This is a genomic window from Wolbachia endosymbiont of Protocalliphora sialia (assembly GCF_053891855.1).
Genome location: NZ_JAIUJX010000006.1, coordinates 32381 through 53196 on the forward strand (window position 1 = coordinate 32381; position 20816 = coordinate 53196).

17 protein-coding genes are annotated in these 20816 nt (G+C 32.7%); 9 read left to right on the forward strand and 8 right to left on the reverse strand.

Features of this window, described 5'->3' with window-relative positions; all coding sequences use genetic code 11:
* Nucleotides 1-435 precede the first annotated feature (435 nt).
* Both dut and LB100_RS03650 read left to right on the forward strand, forming a co-directional pair.
* On the forward strand, nt 436-897 hold the full coding sequence (gene dut / locus LB100_RS03645; RefSeq protein WP_456201482.1) for a dUTP diphosphatase: 462 nt from the start codon (nt 436-438) through the stop codon (nt 895-897).
* A 68-nt stretch (nt 898-965) separates the two neighbouring features.
* Nucleotides 966-1610 carry a hypothetical protein gene (locus tag LB100_RS03650; protein WP_456201483.1) on the forward strand — a complete coding sequence of 215 codons (645 nt, stop codon included), beginning with the start codon at nt 966-968 and terminating at the stop codon, nt 1608-1610.
* Nucleotides 1611-1710: 100 nt separating this feature from the next.
* Here the strand turns inward: LB100_RS03650 and nusB are convergent, their stop codons facing one another.
* Genes nusB through yidC form a run of 3 tightly spaced genes read right to left on the reverse strand, consistent with a single transcriptional unit; the run spans nt 1711 to nt 4308 of the window.
* Nucleotides 1711-2193: a transcription antitermination factor NusB gene (nusB, locus tag LB100_RS03655; RefSeq protein WP_456201484.1), complete on the reverse strand. Its 483-nt coding sequence runs from the start codon at nt 2191-2193 to the stop codon at nt 1711-1713.
* On the reverse strand, nt 2193-2621 hold the full coding sequence (locus LB100_RS03660; RefSeq protein WP_456201485.1) for a 6,7-dimethyl-8-ribityllumazine synthase: 429 nt from the start codon (nt 2619-2621) through the stop codon (nt 2193-2195). Before LB100_RS03660 ends, nusB begins: the two co-directional genes overlap by 1 nt.
* Entirely contained in the window at nt 2599-4308 is a 1710-nt protein-coding gene (gene yidC / locus LB100_RS03665; RefSeq protein ID WP_456201486.1) for a membrane protein insertase YidC, read from the reverse strand. Before yidC ends, LB100_RS03660 begins: the two co-directional genes overlap by 23 nt.
* Nucleotides 4309-4421: 113 nt before the next feature.
* On the opposite strand from yidC, the gene LB100_RS03670 reads away from it, so the two are divergent.
* Nucleotides 4422-4946: a TIGR02281 family clan AA aspartic protease gene (locus LB100_RS03670; protein ID WP_264336683.1), complete on the forward strand. Its 525-nt coding sequence runs from the start codon at nt 4422-4424 to the stop codon at nt 4944-4946.
* A gap of 39 nt (nt 4947-4985) precedes the next feature.
* On the opposite strand, the gene LB100_RS03675 is transcribed toward LB100_RS03670, so the two are convergent.
* From LB100_RS03675 to dnaA, 3 genes are all read right to left on the reverse strand, one after another.
* Nucleotides 4986-5663, reverse strand: a complete 678-nt coding sequence (locus tag LB100_RS03675) for a hypothetical protein (RefSeq protein WP_264719457.1) — start codon at nt 5661-5663, stop codon at nt 4986-4988.
* 73 nt (nt 5664-5736) lie between these two features.
* Nucleotides 5737-6609, reverse strand: a complete 873-nt coding sequence (gene secF / locus LB100_RS03680) for a protein translocase subunit SecF (protein WP_456201487.1) — start codon at nt 6607-6609, stop codon at nt 5737-5739.
* Nucleotides 6610-6783: 174 nt separating this feature from the next.
* Nucleotides 6784-8166: a chromosomal replication initiator protein DnaA gene (gene dnaA, locus LB100_RS03685; RefSeq protein WP_264336680.1), complete on the reverse strand. Its 1383-nt coding sequence runs from the start codon at nt 8164-8166 to the stop codon at nt 6784-6786.
* 326 nt (nt 8167-8492) lie between these two features.
* On the opposite strand from dnaA, the gene LB100_RS03690 reads away from it, so the two are divergent.
* The gene (locus tag LB100_RS03690) at nt 8493-9230 is read left to right on the forward strand and encodes a type I glutamate--ammonia ligase (RefSeq protein ID WP_264336679.1); all 738 of its coding nucleotides are present in this window, start codon (nt 8493-8495) and stop codon (nt 9228-9230) included.
* A gap of 3 nt (nt 9231-9233) precedes the next feature.
* Here the strand turns inward: LB100_RS03690 and LB100_RS03695 are convergent, their stop codons facing one another.
* The gene (locus LB100_RS03695; RefSeq protein ID WP_456201488.1) at nt 9234-9980 is read right to left on the reverse strand and encodes a hypothetical protein; all 747 of its coding nucleotides are present in this window, start codon (nt 9978-9980) and stop codon (nt 9234-9236) included.
* Between the two features lie 161 nt (nt 9981-10141).
* On the opposite strand from LB100_RS03695, the gene LB100_RS03700 reads away from it, so the two are divergent.
* From LB100_RS03700 to ubiA, 5 genes are all read left to right on the forward strand, one after another.
* Complete coding sequence (locus tag LB100_RS03700) at nt 10142-13216, forward strand: efflux RND transporter permease subunit (RefSeq protein WP_456201492.1); 3075 nt, start codon at nt 10142-10144, stop codon at nt 13214-13216.
* Nucleotides 13217-13303: 87 nt separating this feature from the next.
* Entirely contained in the window at nt 13304-14857 is a 1554-nt protein-coding gene (gene nusA / locus LB100_RS03705; protein WP_456201489.1) for a transcription termination factor NusA, read from the forward strand.
* Nucleotides 14858-14864: 7 nt separating this feature from the next.
* On the forward strand, nt 14865-17186 hold the full coding sequence (gene infB, locus LB100_RS03710) for a translation initiation factor IF-2 (RefSeq protein WP_264719452.1): 2322 nt from the start codon (nt 14865-14867) through the stop codon (nt 17184-17186).
* A 9-nt stretch (nt 17187-17195) separates the two neighbouring features.
* Nucleotides 17196-17546: a ribosome-binding factor A gene (locus tag LB100_RS03715; protein ID WP_006015187.1), complete on the forward strand. Its 351-nt coding sequence runs from the start codon at nt 17196-17198 to the stop codon at nt 17544-17546.
* 3 nt (nt 17547-17549) lie between these two features.
* Nucleotides 17550-18437: a 4-hydroxybenzoate octaprenyltransferase gene (gene ubiA / locus LB100_RS03720; RefSeq protein WP_456201490.1), complete on the forward strand. Its 888-nt coding sequence runs from the start codon at nt 17550-17552 to the stop codon at nt 18435-18437.
* A 609-nt stretch (nt 18438-19046) separates the two neighbouring features.
* Here the strand turns inward: ubiA and LB100_RS03725 are convergent.
* Nucleotides 19047-20741: an ankyrin repeat domain-containing protein gene (locus tag LB100_RS03725; RefSeq protein ID WP_456201491.1), complete on the reverse strand. Its 1695-nt coding sequence runs from the start codon at nt 20739-20741 to the stop codon at nt 19047-19049.
* Between the last annotated feature and the right edge of the window lie 75 nt (nt 20742-20816).

A 20816-nucleotide genomic window follows, 5' to 3' on the forward strand; every position in this document is an offset into this window, starting at 1 on the left:
CGGATCAACCATTTTTTTTTGGTCTAGTTTATGGGGTGCATTATACTATAGGACTCCTCACTAATCCAAAATATTAATAAATTTACTAATTATAAAAAAGGCAAAAGGATCCCCACTTAGTGAGTTTGACCCTATAATAATTTAAACTGGCGCTGTAATAATGTGCTAACGCTTAAAATAAGCGCGTTTTGGCTGAATGTAGAAAAAATAAAAAAGACATGCAGCCGCTATAATTTTATGTAATCCGCCAATAAGTACCTTAAGTTTTTTACTGAATTTTTGTTATTGAGCTTGCAGGTCAAAAACAAGTTTTGAGTCATAAATACCCTTAGTGTCATAATAAGGAAAGTTGGCAATATTTGTCAAGTAGTTTTCTTATCTTTTACAGGCATAATTTACATGCTACAATCAAATTTTCATAACTGGTGAATAAAAATGCAAAGAGATAAAATTAAAGTAGAAATAAAAAAGTTATCACATGGCAAAAGCTTGCCTCTTCCCTGTTATGCAACTATGCAGAGTGCTGGCATGGATCTTTATGCCGCACTGGACAACTCTGTTATTTTAAATCCACTTGAAAGGTTACTTATTCCAACTGGCATTGTGATTGCAATACCAAACGGTTTTGAAGGACAAGTACGCCCACGTTCTGGGCTTGCTGCAAAACATGGAATCACTGTCTTAAATTCTCCGGGCACTATAGACTCCGATTATCGAGGTGAAGTTAAAGTTTGCCTAATTAATCTAAGTAATCAGCCATATGAAATAAAAAGAGGAGATAGAATCGCACAAATCCTCATCACTCCTGTATCTCAGGTAATTTGGGATGACAGAGAAGAATTCTGCACAGAAGAAACCAGCCGCAATGCAGGGGGCTTTGGCTCAAGTGGTAGATAATTTATTGTTTATAAGTTGACAATAATAATTTTTTACATATTACTTCAACTTATTTAAATGAGGTAATTATGTTAACTTCTAAGAACCATCCTCAAAAAACAGCCATTGTACTTATAGTACTTACTTCTCTATGTGTCATAGGTGCAGCAACAACACTTTCAGTTCCATGTTGGATGTCTTCAGCTTGTATAATAGGGCCAATTGGAACAAATCTACTTGCAACTGTTACCATTGCACTGATTGCTTCAATAACATATTCCATCATGAAAAATAATGAAATATCTGAGCTTAAAGCTCCGAGAATTGTTACTGGTAGCTGTCAAAGATACCTGATGTTGCAGGTAACAGATAAAGATCTTAAATTTATTGAAGAGAACTATAAGAACGAAAATGGTGAATATACCATAGATTTTACTAACTCAAAAGGCGAAGTATTCAAAGCTGCAAGTTATGGCCAGATTAGATATATTGATAATCCTGATCCGATCTTGCTTGGCAACACTAAACTCCTTGATCTACATCAGCTATACAAAAAGAATAGTGATGGTATATTTGAAGAAATAAATTGTGAACAGGAGTTAGAAACGTTAGGTTTAGGAGTTGAAGAAAATGATGCTAAAGAAGTAATCATCGAATTTGTGCCAAGCTCAATTGTTAAATCACCAAAAGTTGAACACGAAAAGCCAGAAAGATCATTAAGCAGCCAAGTATAAAAGGAATAAGTCTTCCCTTCATTTTTTTAGTGTTAATGACTTAAACTTATTGTAGAAACTGTCTCAAAAAATAGATATTCACATACTTATAAGAAATTTGCTAAGGATTTTTATTTAATTTAACTGCATCTTTTGCCTTATCCAATAATCCATTAATAAAACCAATTTCGCTTGGTTTATCAAGTAAATCAGATGCAATGTTAGTATATTCATTAATGACAACTGGAACTGGTGTATCGCAATTAATCAACTCACATATTGCAACACGCAAAATAGATAAGCTTATAAGATTTAATCGTGAAAGTGACCAGCTTGGATGTAAATAAGACTCTATTATTTTATCATATTCTTCACTGCTCTTTATAACCTTATATAACAAGTTTTCTAAGAACTGATGGTCAAATTCTTCACATTCAAATATATCTCTCAACTTATTTATGTAGTCCTTAAGCTCACAATTTTCCAGTTTAAAAGTGCTTTTGTTGTAACCTACGAAAATATTTGAATAAGCAATTTGTACAGCAAGAAATCTTGCCGTGCTTCTTTTGATGCGCCACTTTTTATCTACTGGTTTTTCCTCCATTATTTTAATTTATTGTGTAGATCCATCATATGCAAAACAGTTGAGGCTGCATGGCCACCAACGTTCTTTTTATTTTTGTCAGCTCTAATTAGTGCTTTATCTTTGCTGTCAGCGGTAATTACGCCCATACCAAGAGGTATTGCATAATGCATAATAACTTCATTTAAGCCTTCGATTACTCCTTTACAAACATATTGATAGTGATCGGTTTCACCGCGAATCACGCACCCAAGAGCTAAATAACCGTCATAATTAGCATTCTTGCTTTTTACTGCAAAGAGAATTGTAGCTGGTATCTCAAATGCACCAGGAACTTCAATTATGTCATAGCTTGCATGACTTTCTTTTAATCTATCGACTGCACCTTCAAGCAAAAGGTTTGCTATTTCAGCATAATAAATTGAATTAACTATTAGTATTTTCGACATTTACTACCACTTTTTTCGTTAAAAACAACTTTATTAATGATTGTTGAATTAAAGTTATAATATTACTAAATATCCAATATATTACCAGGCCGGCAGGAAAAGAAGAAAAAATAAAGACAGAAATGTAAGGTAAAAACTTCATAACATTTACTTGAATATCATCTTTACTGGTTTGATCGTTCTCACTTAGCTTCTGCTGAATTATCATGGTAGCGCCGAAAATTATAGGTAAAATGCCTATAGAAATAGGAAAGTTATAATTAAACAACCCAAATAATGTAAAAATGTTTGTTGGATCAGAAGCTGAAAGATCCTTAATCCATAAATAAAAAGGGGCGTGTCTCATCTCTATAGTAACAAATAATACTTTATACAGAGCAAAAAATACTGGTATTTGTATGAGCATAGGGAAAATGCTCGAAATTGGATTTACATTGTTTCTCTTGAACAACGCAATTGTCTCTTTGTGCTGCTTTAAGCTGTCATTTTTGTACAACTCTTTTATACGAGTTAATTCAGGCTGCAGGCTTTTCACCTTGAACATCGAAATATATGATCTATTAGATAAGGGAAGCATCAAAAGTTTGATTACTAAAGTTAGCAATAATATTGCTAAGCCAAAATTTTTCAAAACAAAGTTAAAATATTCAAGCAGTAAAAACACCGGCTTGGTTATAAAATAAAGAACACCAAAATCTACAGCCTTATCAAACAAAGGTATATTGAGAGTGTCTTTATAATAATCAAGTAAATTCAATTTCTTTGCCCCAGCAAAAAAGTAGTTCAGAGTAGAAGCACTTGTACCAGGGAGTATGTGTGTGTACGGTCTAACAAAATCTGCTTGAAACTTATCAATGTTATTAACATTCGTGTGTTTAATGCTCACATTTATTTTATCTGATTTCTCAGGTATGATGGCTGTAAGCCAGTATTTATCAGCAAAACCAAACCAATTTTTTTCACTCGTGCTTGCCTTTATTAAACGCTTCTTAGAAATATCCTTATATGTCCACTCCTCTAGCTTATTGTTAAATGCACCTAGTACTCCTTCATGTGATATCCAATAGGATTCATTAATATTATCACGTTTACGATTGATTTTACCATAGGGAACTAAAACTACATTATCTTTTGTATTGTTTTCAATAATTTGCTCAACTTTAAACATGTAGTTATCGTCAAGGCTAATTTTCATTCTAAATAAAATGCCATTTTCATTATCCCAAAATAAATTGACCTCTTTTTGATTGAGTTTATTTGCTTGCCATACTGTTTTAGAATCTGGAACTTTAATCTTTTCATTCGGATCGAGCCACCCAAATTCTGCAAAATATACATCTTTTGATTCTGCAGGTGACAGTAACACCACTTGTGGAGAAGAAGAACTCGGTTCTAAGTGGTAGTTAGTTAGGATTAAGTCATCAAACCTTGCACCTTTCAGAGAAATTGATCCTTCAAGCATGTTATTGGTTAAATTAACTCTCTGTTCTCTAGTAGAATTAATAATTTCAGAACGATTTTGGTATATCATAGGAGCAAGGTCGTTAGAAGATTCGATATGTTCAATATTTTCAATCGATGGTTGGCTTTGGCTTGTGTTAAGAAAATTATCATAAATAATATGCCATAATACTATAATCAATATAGAAAGAATTGTTGCTAAAATTAAATTTTTTGCTTCTGACATGAAATTAAATCGAACATACCTCCTTAAAGTATATATTAAATATTGTACTAAAACAATAAAATTTACTTATTTTTAATAATAGCTTTTAACGCTAATCTTAAAAATTTACTCTTATGGCTTCAAATTTTAATAATATGAATGCAGCAAAAAATCTAGTTATTTGGCTACTGATAATAGTCATTACTGCAATGTTTATTGATTCACAAGGGGATAAACTAAGCAATAGGTTTCTGAGCACTTTTCTACCGTACAAAGGAAGGGTTCAAAATGGCGGAAGTATTGAATTTACAAAGTCATACGATGGACACTTTTATATTCAAGCTCAAGTCAATGATCGTAATATAACGTTTTTGCTTGATACCGGAGCAACTGATATTGTTCTATCGCAAAAAGATGCGTTACATGCTGGTATTAACTTACAAAACATTCAAGACTTTAAAATATATGAAACTGCAAAAGGTCAAATAAAAGCTGGAGTGGTTCAAATACCTCAAGTTAAAATAGGAAATTTTTTAATTAATGATGTGCACGCTAGTGTTAATACTCATTCTATGTCCCATTCATTACTTGGCATGAGTTTTTTGAGGTATTTTCATTTCACTATTAGAGACAATAAGTTGATATTATATCGTGACTAGAAAATGCTGCTTACATAAGCAGCATTCTGGTATTGATCTTTAAAATACATTAATCTCTAAATTGTGATCACCATATGGCTCCGTGTAGTACCTTATCTGGTAAGTACCATTATATTCAAGCGTTCCACTTTTGCTTTCTAAATCAATTCCTCTTGAAGTTTGATCTATACTCTCGATCTCAAGCCTGCTGCCTAAATTACCTAATCCTTTGTTCTCAACCTTAAAAGAGTCTTCTTCGAATTTTACTAACGCCTGTGTTCCCCCTTTATAAATATCGGTAAAATAAACATTACCAATTTTTTCATTATACCCAGAAAACCCTTTTATATTTACAATAGATTCTCCATCTTTGCTGGCAATATTTATATTTCTTTCCATATCCAAATCTGAGTATACCGGATACTCTGCGACATAATTTCCTTCCGTATCATCATTAACTTTAAAACTAAATAACTTATTAATTTCATTATCAATTGTACTTTTGCTAGAATCAAACTGAATATTCCCTATTTTTATCTGTTCTGTAAATCTGTAATCTGTATCTGGATTATGAACAGGCTGGCTAAACGGATTATGGCTTTTGGCGTTATACCTACACTTTAAATCATTTCCATCAAAATTGCACTCTGCACCATTCTTTAATTTAACATCGAAACTATCTCCTGATGAATTGAAATCGTCAATATCTTTCAATTGCAATTTCAGAGTATCTACCATAAAAAACTCCTTTATAATATGAATAATGAAAGCTATATACCAATTTTATTATAAATATATTAACATTTGTGCTTCATCTGCTTATTAAAGCTCTGCAGGTCAATATAGGAGCAGAAATAAATATTGCAGAGCAAGTGCCAACTGCAATGCCAAAAGAAATAACTAAGCTGAAGTCTCTGACCACACCTGTACAAATCAGCACTAAAGGAAGAGCGGCAAGAAGAGTAGTACCTGAAGTTAACATAGTGCGAAATAGGGTCGAATTAATGCTGGAATCAACTATTTCATCCATTTCTACATCTTTTCTATTTTTTTGATACTCTCGAATCCGATCGTATATAACCACTGAATTATTGATTGAATAGCCAATCACGGTAAGTAGAGCTGCAACTGATGAAATATTAAACTCAATACTCGTTAAGCTGATAAAGCCAAGAGTTAAAATTACATCATGAACCAGTGCCGTTATTCCACCAAGTCCACATTGCCAATTAAACCTAAGCCAAACGTAAAAAAATATTCCAATAATTGCAATTAACATGGCTGATATCCCTTCAAATATCTGTGTTGAACCTATTTGTGGACCAACATAGTCTATTTTGCGGTAAATTATTGCATTACCGAATTTTTCTTCCAGTATACTTTTGACCTTTTTAATTTTATCTTCATCTCCCTCATCTTTAAACCGCACAACTAAGTTATCAACAGCTTTTGAACTCTGTATCGTAAATCCATTCTCTTTTAATATATTAAGAATAGCATTATCCTCACTTGAGGATTTTATCTCTATTAAAACTCCACCTGTGAAGTCTATTCCTAAATTCACTCCATGTAGTACAACAGTAAGCACCGAAAAAACGACGAGAATAATGCTAATAAATGCTGTCATTTTTCCATATTTACTAAATTTGATATCAATATTGTCCGGAATAAGTCTAACTGCCATATTTCCTACTTAAATTTTGATTTTATATACTTTTTAAGCAATAGACTAGCTATTTTCTCTAGTTTTTTTAACCATTACTAATACTGACACCTGGCTCACCTAATCTAATGAAATAGAAAGAAAAGGATATTTGATCAAAGAAATTAAAATAGCCTGGTTATCATTAATAAAATACTACTTAAATATCTTTTTTAATAGATTGATTTCATCAGCAAATTTTGAGTCAGTTCTTATAAAATTTTCTACTTGTTTGACTGCATGTATAACAGTCGCATGATCTCTGCCACCAAAGTTTCTTCCAATATCTGGCAGGCTCTTTTGTGTAAACTTCTTAGCAAAATACATAGCTATTTGTCTTGGTCTTGCAAGACTACGGAGCCTTCTATTAGATTGCATATCTGCAACCTTTATGTTAAAAAATTCAGCTACTTTCTTTTGTATCTCTTCTATTGTGATTGACCTATGATTCGATCTAAGAAGATCTATTAGGGTCTCGCTAGCTGATTCTACTGTCATACTTCTTCCAATTAACGAAGTATGAGCAACCTTATTTAATGCTCCTTCTAGTTCTCTTATATTGGATTTTATATTCCTTGCTAAAAATTCTAGGACATCTTTTGGAACATAAATATTCATTCGCTCCACTTTGGCCTGCAATATACCAAGTCTTAATTCAAAAGTTGTTTCATTGATATCTGCAACTAATCCCCAACCAAGTCGTGATTTTATTCTCTCCTCTACTCCATCAAGATCACTAGGAGATCTATCAGCTGATATAACCAATTGTTTATTTTGATCTATCAATGCATTGAAAGTGTGAAAAAATTCTTCTTGTGTACTATCTTTACCACTGATAAATTGTACATCATCTACCATCAATACATCTACTGATCTAAATTGTTCTTTAAATAACATAATATCTTTACTTCGCAGCGCTGTAATATATTGATACATGAATTTCTCTGCCGATAAATATACTACTTTTCTCTTTGCTGATAGAGAATTAACTATATCCCAAGCTATAGCATGCATTAAATGTGTTTTACCAAGTCCCACTCCACCATATAGAAATAAAGGATTGCTGCCTGATATTGGATCTATAGATTCCGCTACACGCTTTGCCGCTGTAAATGCTAATTCATTTGACTTTCCTACCACAAAATTATCAAAACTGAATCTGGGATCCAGTGGTGAACCAAGATTATGATTATTTTCCTCTCTATTTTTTAGTATCGTATTAGAATTTGAATTTCTTTCTTCAATTAATTGAATATCAATAGAACATACACTTTGATCTTCGCTTTGCCATAATGACAATATTTTTTCCATGTAGTGAACTGTAATCCACTCCTTTATAAATCTTGTTGGTACAGACAACAAAACTTCTCCATTTCTGTTGCTGATAAATCTTAGTGAACTCAGCCAGCTGTTATATGTTGCCTCTCCATAAAGATTATGGAGATAATTTTGGATTTTTTCCCAAGTAACATTGTGGTCCGTTACTGTAATAATCTGATCAAAAAACATAGTAGAAACCTTAGGGTTAGTTAAGTTCATATACCACACCAAGAAAGAACAATAATCAGAAAGATGCAAGATAATCAATAGCTTACTGTAAGATAAAAAGCTAACACTACTTAATACATACCTAAAATTATGAGGATTTTTTGACGAGTTGTAAAGAGTATAAAAGCACTAAAATTGATCATTTTTTTGAAATAAAAACAATCAATTTGTAAATGTCGCTTGTACCGAGGATTAGAAGTATGTCATTAAAAAATAGTAATATATTATGTATAAATAAGATATTAAATTTACTGATAAATAAGTAAAGTACTTGTATAAATATAGCTGATTTAATATAAATTTATTGAAGTAAATTTGTGATTATATTAAGTAATTTGAGTCATAATACTGTATTCGGTATTGAACTGGAGTTTTACACTGAGGGAATAAAAAAAGAATATTTATTTCTGAATAGCATCAAAAATAAAATAGCTTCTCTTGGATTTTTTTGTGAGAAAGAGAGTTCTTTAAACCAATATGAAATAAAAAGTGACTGTTATACGAGCTCTGATAATTTAATTATGCATTTTGAGTTGGCAAAACAATTACTGATTGGAACAGCACAAGAGTTCGATGGTAATGTTTCTTTTAAAGCAAAACCTTATTTGGATAGAGCAGGCAGCGCACTAAATGTACATGTTAGCCTCATGGATTCAAATAATAATAATTTATTTTATAGCAATAAGCAAAAATATAGTGACCACCTGATTCACAGCATAGGTGGATTATGTGCAATGATGAAAAAACATATGTTGTTTTTTGCTCCAAATGATGATTCATATTTAAGATTTCAGTACCCAGATATTCATACTCCAACGACGATTAGTTGGGGAGTGAATAACAGAACTGCTGCAATAAGAATCCCCTATTTTGGCAACGATTCCAAAAGATGCCGCCTAGAGCACCGTGTTCCTGGAGCAGATTGTAACCTTGAAAAAGTACTCACAGCAATAATTGAAGGTATAGTTTTTGGTATAGAGAACAAAATTGCTCCGCCAAATAGAGTGTATGGCATTGCATCTGATCCTCAATATAAGATGGAGAGTTTGATATAGCAACTACCTGTTAAACCCTAACCCATTAAACTCCTTTGAGGTAATTGGCCATTCTAGCACTTTCCTCACATCATTATTTACATTCCCATACCGTAATAGCAAGTCTGCAGCAGATAGTTTCTGCGTACTTTTAGACTTAGGCCCTATATTGGGAAGTTTGCTTGGTGGCTGCTCAGGAAGTGGATTACCAAATACATCCATGTGTTCAGGAAGAGATTTCATCTGATTCTTTACAGAGCTAGAGCTATTTTGTGTAAGAGTTTTATCATTTGGCATGCCAAGAATAATTTTCTCAGGCACTACCATAGTTTTTGTATAATCAACAGGATTGCTATTTTCAGCATCTATAGTCACATGAATTGGTTCGCCAAACGCATTTATCGGGCCACCAAGTGATCCTTTCTCCATGCGTTCTTGTGCTCTTTTCCTTATTATTTCTTCTTCTAACTCAGTTTCAGCTCTTTCTGGTTCTTTTGCGGATATTTCTGTATCTTTTTCTTCACCTTCATCAACACTGCTATACCCTTCATCTCCTGAAACACCAGTAATTTCAGCAGGCTGTTCTTTTTTAGTTCTTATTTTATGAATCAACAAAAGTAATAAGTAAGTAACTGCAGCAGCAGTAACTATAATGGCTATCTTTGCAGCAATGTGAATCACTGTTAAAAATACTAAAGTTGATGAAACACCAACCAACCCAGATACGATCACTTTATTCTTGCCTTCTGTCAAACTTAAAACTGCTACCATAATAATCCCTCAAATACCATACTAAAGTCATATTATATAGAAATTTTCTTACGCTTGCAAAATTGTAAAAATTTTAATCATTTACATAAAGCTATATAAGGATTAATTAATATATAATTTATCTTAGCTATAATATGATGTAAATACGTATAATGTCCGGAATGAAAAGCTTAATTATAGAGAGGAATAGAACAGTAATATTATTGCTTATCGTGATTTTTACCTTCGGCTCATACACTTATATAAAAATGCCAAGAGAAAGCAATCCTGATATACAGATTCCTATAATTAGCGTATTTGTCGGGGTTCCTGGTATTTCTGTCGAGGATAGTGAAAAGCTATTAGTGCTTCCTATAGAAAATGAACTAAGATCCATCGAAGGTGTAAAAGAATTGAGAGCTTTTGCAACTAATGATGGTGCTCACATGATACTCGAATTTAGAACAGAGTATGATAATAAAGAAGTGCTCGATAATGTCCGTTCAAAGCTTTTAAACATAAAATCAAAATTACCTATTGAAGCAGAATCTCCAATAATCAATGAAATAAACTTGAGCTTATTTCCGATACTAAACGTTGGCTTGATTGGTAATTTGCCGGAAAGAACTTTAACTGAAATAGCACGCAAACTAAAGAAAGAAATAGAATCTCTGCCAAATGTTCTTAAAGTTGAAGTAGCAGGTATGCGTAAAGAAACAGTGGAAGTTATAATTGAGCCCACAGTTCTAACAAAATATAACATTCAATCAAATGAGATATTTCAAGCTATATCAAACAACAACAGATTGGTAGGAGTCGGATCACTAGAAAATGATACCGGTAAATATTCGATTAAAATATCAGGGTTATTAAAAGACATAGAAGATATTATGAATATTCCTATTAGATCTCAAAGTGATGCAGTTTTGAGAATCAAAGATATAGCAAAAGTATACCTTGGGTTTGAGGATCACCAAGGATTTGCTCGTATTAATGGACTACCTAGCATTGTACTAGAAATTTCAAAACGTAATGGAAAAAACATAATAGACACGGTAAATCAAGTAAAATACTTAATGGACAAAGCAAAAGATCAATTACCTGAAAATTTAAAAGTAGTTTATTTGAATGACCAGTCAAAAAATGTACGTGATGTGCTTGACGACTTGGAAAATGGTATAATATTTGCCGTATTACTAATATTAACCATAATAATGCTCTTTATGGGAACAAGGGCTGCTATTCTTGTTGCACTATCAATACCTGGCTCCTTTCTAATAGGAATAATGGCTCTTTACCTCATGGGTATTACTCTAAATATAGTTGTGCTCTTCAGTTTAATTATGGCAGTTGGCATGCTGGTTGATGATGCAATTGTAATCAGCGAATATGCTGATAGAAAGATGATTTGTGGCATGGATAAAGTAGAAGCCTTTTGCACCTCAGTTCATGATATGTTCTATCCAGTTTTATCATCAACATTGACTAAATTAGCAGTGTTTTTCCCTCTGTTACTCTGGCCCGATACAGTCGGTAAATTTATGCAGTACATACCAATTACAATAATTCTAACTTTAACTGGATCGCTAATTATGGCTTTGGTTTTTATACCAACACTTGGTGCAATATTTGGTAAACCTTCCATAACTTCAAAAAAAGAAATAATAAGAATGAGTGCTATAGAAAGTGGTGAGATAAAAAATACTGGGCTTATAATAAGAACTTATGTACGTATGTTAGAGAAAGTCTTAGATCACCCCAAAAAATTTGTATGTGTTGTTGTATTTGTTTTATTTTTGTCTAGTATATTATATTTTACTTTTGGTCCTGGATTAAAGTTCTTTCCGAATGTAGATTCAGATAACATTTTAATCAGCGTTAAAGTAAAAGAAAGCTTATCAGCCAAAGAACGAGATTTGATACTTAAGAAAGTAGAAGAACATATTTTGGGTGTTGAAAAAGAAATTTATGTTTTTTATGCTCGATCAGGAAAATTTTCAGACAACGTTATTGCCAAAATTCAATTGGAACTTGTAGATTGGCGCTGCAGGCGCAAAGCTACGCAAATACTAAATGATATAAGGAGTAGTGTGCAAAACATAAAAGGAGTAATAATTGATGTACAGGAACAAAAGTCAGGACCATCAGCTGACAAGCCAATACAAATTAACTTAAGCGGAAGTGCATCCAACTTGAATTCAGTAGCAGAGAAAATCCTAAAAATTATGGACCAACCTTCATCTGGATTTATAAATATTCAAGATAGTAGATCAGCACCTGAAATAGAGTGGAATATTAGTATTGATAAGAGTAAGGCTACAAGCTCTGGAGTAAGTGTTGCAACCATCGGTGATTTTATAAAGATGGTTACAAATGGAGTATTAATTGGAAAATATAGAACAAATAACGCAGATGAAGAAATTGATATTGTACTACGCTTTCCCAGAAAGAATCGCAACATGAAAACTATAGATAACCTTTTTATTAATACAGCAAATGGACCATATTCTATGAGTAGCATAGTGAAATACGTTCCCGAAAAAAAGGCAAATAAACTAAGTAGGATTGATGGATCACGCACAGTAACAATCTCTGCTGACGTTGATACTGGCTATCTTGTTGATGAAAGAGTTAAGTTCATTCAAAATTCGATTACTCAAGACTGTAGTAAAGGAGTAAAGATTGATTTCAAAGGTGACAAGGAAGATCAACAAAAATCAGGAGCATTTTTATTAAAGGCTTTTATATTAGCAATTACATTGATGATATTGGTGCTAGTGGCACAGTTTAACAACATATACTATACATTTATCGTAATGACAGCAGTGTTTTTATCAACAACATGTGTATTTTTCATTTTCTTTCTTATTCAGAAAGTTTTTGTAGTTGTCATGTGTGGAGTGGGGATAATTGCTTTAGCAGGAATTATAGTGAATAATAATATACTATTGCTTGATGCCTTTCATCAGCAAATTAAGGTGCGCAAAAATAACATTAAGCAATGTATAATAAACGCTTCAATTTCTCGCATCAGGCCAATACTACTTACCGTTGCAACTACAGTTCTTGGTTTAATACCGATGATTACTAGGTTAAATATCAGTTTTTTTACGCTACAAATCACATATGATGCTCCATCAAGCCAGTGGTGGGTTGATATTTCAGCAACCATAGCAAGTGGAATATTGGCTGCAACGGTCTTAACTTTATTCTTTACTCCGGCATTGCTTATCATACAAAGACATGAAAAAACTTGACTTAAATTAGCAATCATTTAACATTTAAGATAGCGTTTTTTACCTGTTGAAGCTATAATTATAACTAATTAAATTGGATTTATTTATATGATTGCTAATCGTAAAAGCAGTGTTAAGCAGAAAAGCAACAAGAATAACATAGTTGGAAGCCTTGATGTAATAAAAACAGCGGGAGAGCTCTCACTTCAAAAAGGTTTGGATTTTAATATTATAATAAATGCACTTAAAAGTGCTATCGAAGCAGTAGCTCAACAAAAGTATGGTAGCAAAAGTAAAATTGTAGTTGATATAGATAAAAACACAGGCAAAGTTACCTCATATAGACAACTAAAAGTCATTAATGATGAATCAAATGAAAATGAGTGTGACTTAATTAAGTTGACACAAGCTAAGTTAATAAAAGAAGATGCAAAAGTTGGAGATACTATTAGTGAGTTGATTTCTCTTAACACTGATCTTGTTTCAGCAAGAATTGCCCAGCAAAAGATTTCTGAAATAATCAAAGATGAAGAGTTAAAAAAGCAATATGAGGAATTTAAAGATAAGGTAGGAGAAATGAGGTATGGCATAGTTAAACAAGTAGAATATTCAGATCTTATTATAGACATAAACGGAATTGGAGCATACCTCCCTTTACGAAACTTAATTGGTGGTGAGTCATTTCGTGAAGGCGATAAGGTTAAAGCTTACATACAGGCTGTTAAGCGCTCTGACGATGGACGTCAAATCATTCTTTCTAGGACTCATGAAGGCTTTTTAGAGGCATTGTTGAATCAAGAAGTACCAGAAGTTGCTGACGGATTGATAACAATTAAAGGTATAGCTAGAGACGCTGGTTCAAGATCTAAAGTTGCTGTTTTTTCATCTGATAAGAATATCGATCCAGTAGGTGCTTGCGTTGGAGTTAAAGGAGATAGAATAAAAACTATTATACACGAATTAAACGGTGAAAAAATCGACGTCATACATTACTCATCAGATTTGGGTCAATTTGTTATTAAAGCCATTACTCCTGCAGAAGTATCAAAGGTCATTATTGACGAAAATGAAAATTGTATAGAGTTAATAGTTGCTGAAGATCAATTGAGTTTAGCTATAGGAAAAAAGGGTCAGAATGTAAGATTAGCTTCAGAGCTTGTTGGATGGAAAATTGAGATATTAAGCACTCAACAAGAATCAGAAAGAAGAAATAAAGAATTTAGTCAATGTTCAGTTTTATTTGCTGAAGCTTTAAATTTAGAAGAGATTATGGGCCAATTATTGGTAACAGAAGGTTTTTCAAGTGTAGAAGATATATCTAACACTTCAATTAAGGAACTTGCTTCAATAGAGGGCTTCAATGAAGATATTGCAAATGAACTTCATAATAGAGCAAACAATTACCTGAGAGCAGAGAATGATAGAAAAATAGAAGAGCTAAAAAATTTAGGTATGGAAGACAATGTAATCAACTTAGCCTTATCAATAGATAATAAAATTGCTCTTAGTAAACATAATATTAAAACTTTAGAGGACATAGCAGATTTATCAAATTATGAGTTTTATAGCATACTCTCTTCCTCAACTAATAATAAAAATAATCTAAAAGATACAGCAGATTTAATAATCATAGAAGCACGTAAAAAGCTTGGATTAATATAAAAACAATATGAATAATGAAGATATCAGTAATAAAAAATTAACCCTACAAGGCTTAAGCAAGCTTAAATTAGACATTAATTTAAACTCTTTAGATAGTCAAAGTACTGGTACTACAATAGTAAAAAAAAGAAGAAAAATTCATTCTGCAGAAGAATATAGTTTATTTGACGAGAGTAAATCAGGCTCTTTAACTGAAAAAGAACAAATTTCCCGCATTAATGCTGTACAGAATGCTACTTTGCTGAAAGAAAGGAATCAGAGAGAACAAGAAGAGAAAATAAAAAAAGAAGAAAGCAATCAAGAAGCTGAAGATAAAAATGAATCACACTCTGTACCTAAAGAAATAAATAAGGAAGTTTTAAGTAATACTAACTCAGTTGAACAAAAAGAAGATAGTATTGAATATGAGAACAATAATAAAAAGTCTTTTAAAGCTAGCAAAGATATATACTCTAAGCATTCTAAGCTAGTAATTACACAGGCAATAGATGAAAGAAATGAACACCTCCCTGTATTTAAGCAAAAATTTGGTATAAGAAGTAAACAATCAAAGTTTACTAAGGGTAAAAATATAGCAAGAGAAGTTATTATACCAGACAAAATAACTATCAGGGAGTTATCTATTCGTATGGCAGAAGATAGCAAGAGTGTGCTAAAAATGCTCAAAGAAGAAGTTGGGGAGAGCTATAGAGTAGATGATCTAGTAGATCCAGATATAGCATGCGAAATAGCAAAAAAATTTAATCATACGGCTAAACGAGTAAGTGATGCTGATAAAGAAAAGAATTTACTCTTCATAAGCAACAGAGAAAACTTACCTAAAAGACCAAAACCACCTATCGTTACTTTTATGGGACATGTGGATCATGGTAAAACATCATTGCTTGATGCATTTCGTGAATCCAATGTTGCAGAAAGAGAGTCAGGTGGCATCACTCAACATATAGGTGCTTATCAATTAACGACAAAAAATAAGCAAAAAATTACTTTCATTGATACACCAGGGCATGAGGCGTTTACTGCAATGCGTGCACGTGGTGCCAATATTACTAATATAGTTGTGATAGTAGTTGCAGCTGATGATGGAATCATGAAACAAACAGTTGAAGCAATAAACCATGCAAAAGCAGCAAATGTCTCTATTATAGTTGCCATTAATAAAATTGATAAATCACAACCTGGCGATGTAGAAAGAATAATTAATAGTTTGCCTCAGTATGACCTCATCCCCGAAGAACTTGGTGGTGATGTTATAATTGTGCCAGTATCAGCAAAAAAGAAAATCAACTTAGATAAACTAGAAGAGGCAATTTTATTAATTGCTGAATTAATGACGCTAGAAGGAATAGAGGATTGTCGAGCACTTGGATGGGTAATAGAGTCCAAAATAGATAAAGCTAAAGGAATATCAGCTACATTAATAGTTGAAGAAGGGACATTAAAGATTGGTGACATATTGGTAGTTGGTACAACATACAGCAAAGTACGCAGTATGGTTAATCACCTTGGTCAAAGAGAAAAAGCGGCACTACCTTCTACTCCAGTTGAAGTTACTGGTTTAAATGGTGTACCAAATGCTGGAGATAAATTTGTTGTTGTAAACTCTGAAAGGCAGGCTCGTGAAATTGTTGAATACAGGTTAGAATTAATCAAGAAAAAGCAAGAAGATTTAGACGACAGTAATTTAGATATATTCAGTCGTAATGATAGTGAAACAGAAGAACTATCTGTAGTTTTAAAGTGCGATGTCACTGGTTCTATTGAAGCAATATCAAGCTCAATTGATAAGCTTGGTAAAGAGCAAGTGAAATTAAATATTCTACACAAAGCAGTAGGAGGAGTAACAGATTCAGATGTGCTGCTTGCAGAAGCATCAAGCGCAGTAATTTTAGCTTTTAATGTAAAAGTGGATTCAAAAATAAGAGAATTAGCAAAACAAAAAGGTATAGAAATACATACTTACAATATAATATATGAGCTTATTGAAGACATGAGGATGTATCTAACTAAAATGTTAAAGCCTGTTACACGAGAGGTTCGTGTTGGTTCTGCATCTGTAAGGCAAATATTTAATGCATCCAAAGCCGGTAATATAATCGGATGTTATGTCACTGATGGAGTTATAAAAAAAGATTCTTTAATTAAGGTAGTACGTGGCAGCAAATTGGTGCATGAAGGAAAGTTAAAAGCACTACGTAGATTTAAAGATGATGTTAAAGAAGTGGGTGTAAATTTTGAATGCGGAATATCGCTAGAGGGTAATATCGATATTAAAGTTGGAGATATTTTGGAAGCTTATCAATTAGTGCAAGAAGAAAGGACGTTATAGTAGTTGAATATGAAAAAGGAAATTAGAAACCTGAAAGTAGCATCGGTATTACACAGGGCAATATCAAAAGTCTTAATGGAAGGTAATGTTCTTAATGAAAAAGTAGTAGTATCTGATGTAAAGCTAAGCAAAGATTTGAAGAAAGCAGATGTATATATTGTGTTATCTTCATTAAACATCCAAAATGATAATGATGATATCAGCACTGTTGTTAATGAAATGAACCAATCTGCATGGTCAATACGTAAATCTATATTGTGTTATGTTGATTTGCGATTTATACCTGAGTTAGTTTTTAAGCCTGATTTAGCATTCGATAATTTTGTCAATGTAAGCAAAATATTACATAATCACACTTAATTAATGTATTTCAACCATTATTTCTCATTAATGAGAATACACAGTTTAACAGGTTTATGGCTTGTGCTATTTTCTAGCTTAAGCGGCATTCTTTTAGCCTCAACTTCTCTATCGTATCAGGCTCTTTTTCTCCTTGTTTTGTTTACTATAGGTGCATTTTTAATGAGACCCGCAGGGTGCATAATCAATGATATCTTCGATAGAGAAATAGATGCGCACGTTGAACGAACAAAATATAGGCCACTTGCAAGTGGTGCATTAAACATAAAGCAGGCTTTGGCTTTACTTTCACTGTTACTGTCTATTGCCCTGATAATCTTATTATTAACCAATAAAACTATTCTTATACTTGGAATAATTTCAATGTGCATGATAGTTATCTATCCCTTGCTAAAGCGTTACGTTTGGTGGCCACAATTATTTTTAGGGTTTACTTTCAACATGGGATCACTCATGGGTTCAGCAGCAATAACAAACCAGATTAGCATAGAATCCTTGCTATTTTATATAGGATGCGTCTTTTGGACGCTTAGTTATGATACTATATACGCTCATCAAGATAAAAAAGATGATGAGAAATTAGGAATGAAATCTACTGCATTATATTTTGGCAATACAACAAAATCTTGGTTGAAAAGATTTTATTTAATATCCTTAATGGCATGGTTGTATGCTGGTATACTATCATCATTAAATAACATCTTTTATATTGCTTTACTTGCTATAGGATTCATATTTCACCACCAACACAAAAATTTCAATCCAGACGATTCTAATCAATGCATGTCCATATTTAAAAATAATTCCCAGATAGGACTCTTGCTCTTTTTCGGTATCCTTTTAGATAGAATTATAAATTCTACTTTTGTATCCGTTCAGATGCATGGCTAATGTGTAAATATCGAAGCAAAAATGGTGTCATTCCAGTGCTTGATACTGGAATTGAGATTGCAAGTAATGCATTGGGTTTGGTGAGTATGGATTTTGCGTTATAAAATGAAGCACTTTTGATGAATTTATAAAGAAAACTGGATCCCAATGTCAAGTACTGGGATGACAGAGAAAGCATCATATTGGGATGACACCATTTATTTCTATGGCTGTCTTTTCTATCTTATTTTATCACCCTGCTGAACGGATTCTACTTTTTAGAACATATCTTGAAAGGAATTTAGGAAGATAATATGATAGGATCAGTAAAAAATATATCCAGGTGATGTAAGTGACAAAGAATGGAAATTTTTTGAGCCAAGAGTTGCATAAGGTGTGGCCAAGAAAGCATAAAATCAGAACGATTATTCATGCTATACGATACATAATGAAAGGTATTTGCCAGTAGAGCAAAAGATTTTCCTCTATGGAAGACAGTGTATGATTATTTTTTTAGGTGGCGTAATAGTCACACATTGCTTGAAGGCATCAAAATAAAGGCCGGTGTACCCATTGATGTTATAGCTCAAATTACCGGCCTTTTACTAGATGAAATCAAAAAGCTAAGGATTAAGCCTTACCTTGATTTATTAAACCTCTATCCTGAGTTAAATGGCCTTGAACAGAAGTATTACTTAAATAACTTTGAGGCTCTAAGTTTATTTGCTGTTCTTCAACTTCTAATGTACTATCTCTATTGTGTAATATCTGCTCTATTGATTGATTTACTATTAAATCTAGTCCTTTACTAAATACAATCATAAATTTGTTAAACTTCTTTGGACTTAACTTACCTGTTTCTCTATCGTGGCATGCTTGCTCTACATATGAGTTTAAAACCTTCGGAATCTCATTAAATTTACCACTTATGATTTTTGCAGCAACCTCTTTCTTCATTTCTACATAATCAATATTTAACCGGTGCATTGATATGCCACTTTTTAATCCAGCTTGCTCTACTACTTTCTCAAATTCCTCTATAATATTTAATGCATAGCCCTGTGCTTCTAATGGTGATATAGACTGAACTACTGTGGAAATATACTTCTGACCTGTGATTTTCCTTATAAATACATCTAATAAAAGAAGTATACCGTTGTTATCAATACCTTGAACTGTAATAGCTTTAGAAGGTTCCATACTTATAGCTGCCTTAAAAGGAGAAGAAACAAACTGAAAAATACCTTTAATAGTATCTACCGTAGTGTAAGCAAAAATATTGATAAATGAAGATGGCTTACTTGTTCCGCTTGTAACTCCTATTTTATCATTTTGCAATGAATTTTCATCTTCTTTTACAATACTACGGCGATTATGGACACCTATTGATAGAGAACTGCCTTCCTCTTGTGAGTATCGATGACGCCTATGTCTTATAAAATGTTGTGTAGTTTCTTCATTTTTCCTTATTCTTTCCTCTAGAAGGTTTAGTATTTCTGAGCTGTTTTCTTTACTAAGCGTATTTGCTACGGTTAAAGCTCCTCTAGCATCAACATCATTCTCTTCATCAAGAATGAACTTAGCTATATTTAAATTGCCATAAGCAGCTGCAAAGTGCAAAGATGTCCAACCATCTTTATTTTTAGCGTTAACGTCAGCATGTTTACTTATAAGAAATTTAGCTACTTCTAAATGACTGCTTTTAACAGCCCAATGCAAAGGAGTATTGCCATTATTGTTCTTAGCATTAATATCAGCTCCTTTCTCTATAAACTCTTCTACTATACTTAATCTACCATAAACTGCAGCGTAGTGCAGAGGGATATTACCATATTTGTTTCTTTCATTAACATTAGCTCCTTCCTTTATGAGCTTTTCTAATACATCTAAATGACTATTTTTAGTAGCCAAATGCAAAGGAGTATCGCCATTACTGGACTTAGCATTAATATCAGCCCCTTTCTCTATAAGCTTTTCTATTACACTTAAGCTACCATAACCTGCAGCATAGTGCAGAGGGACATTGTCATATTTATTCTTCTCATTAACATTAGCCCCTTTCTCTATAAGCTTTTCTACTATATTGACATTCTGATTAAGAGCAGCCCAGTGCAGAGGAGTAGCGCCATGATTATTCTTAGCATTAACATCAGCCCCTCCCTCTATAAGCTTTTCTACTACCTGTAATTTATCTGCAAGAACAGCTAAATGTAGAGGAGTATTGCCTCTATTGTCCCTGGCATTAACATCAGCCCCTTTATTGATAAGATCCGCAACTTGATTGGCATCTCCACTACGTACAGTAGCAAATAATTCATTAATCATTTAACCCTCCATAAAAACAACTCAATTTCAAAGTATAATGCACCCATTTGTCTAGACCATTTTTTTCAAAGTGAT

Excerpts from the sequence above, each read along its gene's own strand:
- LB100_RS03660 (WP_456201485.1), bottom strand. The coding sequence starts at position 2,621 with ATGTCGAAAATACTAATAGTTAATTCAATTTATTATGCTGAAATAGCA.
- LB100_RS03695 (WP_456201488.1), bottom strand. The coding sequence starts at position 9,980 with ATGGTAGCAGTTTTAAGTTTGACAGAAGGCAAGAATAAAGTGATCGTA.
- LB100_RS03715 (WP_006015187.1), top strand. The coding sequence starts at position 17,196 with ATGAAAAAGGAAATTAGAAACCTGAAAGTAGCATCGGTATTACACAGG.
- yidC (WP_456201486.1), bottom strand. The coding sequence starts at position 4,308 with ATGTCAGAAGCAAAAAATTTAATTTTAGCAACAATTCTTTCTATATTG.
- LB100_RS03650 (WP_456201483.1), top strand. The coding sequence starts at position 966 with ATGTTAACTTCTAAGAACCATCCTCAAAAAACAGCCATTGTACTTATA.
- ubiA (WP_456201490.1), top strand. The coding sequence starts at position 17,550 with ATGTATTTCAACCATTATTTCTCATTAATGAGAATACACAGTTTAACA.
- LB100_RS03725 (WP_456201491.1), bottom strand. The coding sequence starts at position 20,741 with ATGATTAATGAATTATTTGCTACTGTACGTAGTGGAGATGCCAATCAA.
- nusB (WP_456201484.1), bottom strand. The coding sequence starts at position 2,193 with ATGGAGGAAAAACCAGTAGATAAAAAGTGGCGCATCAAAAGAAGCACG.
- LB100_RS03675 (WP_264719457.1), bottom strand. The coding sequence starts at position 5,663 with ATGGTAGATACTCTGAAATTGCAATTGAAAGATATTGACGATTTCAAT.
- infB (WP_264719452.1), top strand. The coding sequence starts at position 14,865 with ATGAATAATGAAGATATCAGTAATAAAAAATTAACCCTACAAGGCTTA.
- dut (WP_456201482.1), top strand. The coding sequence starts at position 436 with ATGCAAAGAGATAAAATTAAAGTAGAAATAAAAAAGTTATCACATGGC.
- secF (WP_456201487.1), bottom strand. The coding sequence starts at position 6,609 with ATGGCAGTTAGACTTATTCCGGACAATATTGATATCAAATTTAGTAAA.
- nusA (WP_456201489.1), top strand. The coding sequence starts at position 13,304 with ATGATTGCTAATCGTAAAAGCAGTGTTAAGCAGAAAAGCAACAAGAAT.
- LB100_RS03700 (WP_456201492.1), top strand. The coding sequence starts at position 10,142 with ATGAAAAGCTTAATTATAGAGAGGAATAGAACAGTAATATTATTGCTT.
- dnaA (WP_264336680.1), bottom strand. The coding sequence starts at position 8,166 with ATGAACTTAACTAACCCTAAGGTTTCTACTATGTTTTTTGATCAGATT.
- LB100_RS03670 (WP_264336683.1), top strand. The coding sequence starts at position 4,422 with ATGGCTTCAAATTTTAATAATATGAATGCAGCAAAAAATCTAGTTATT.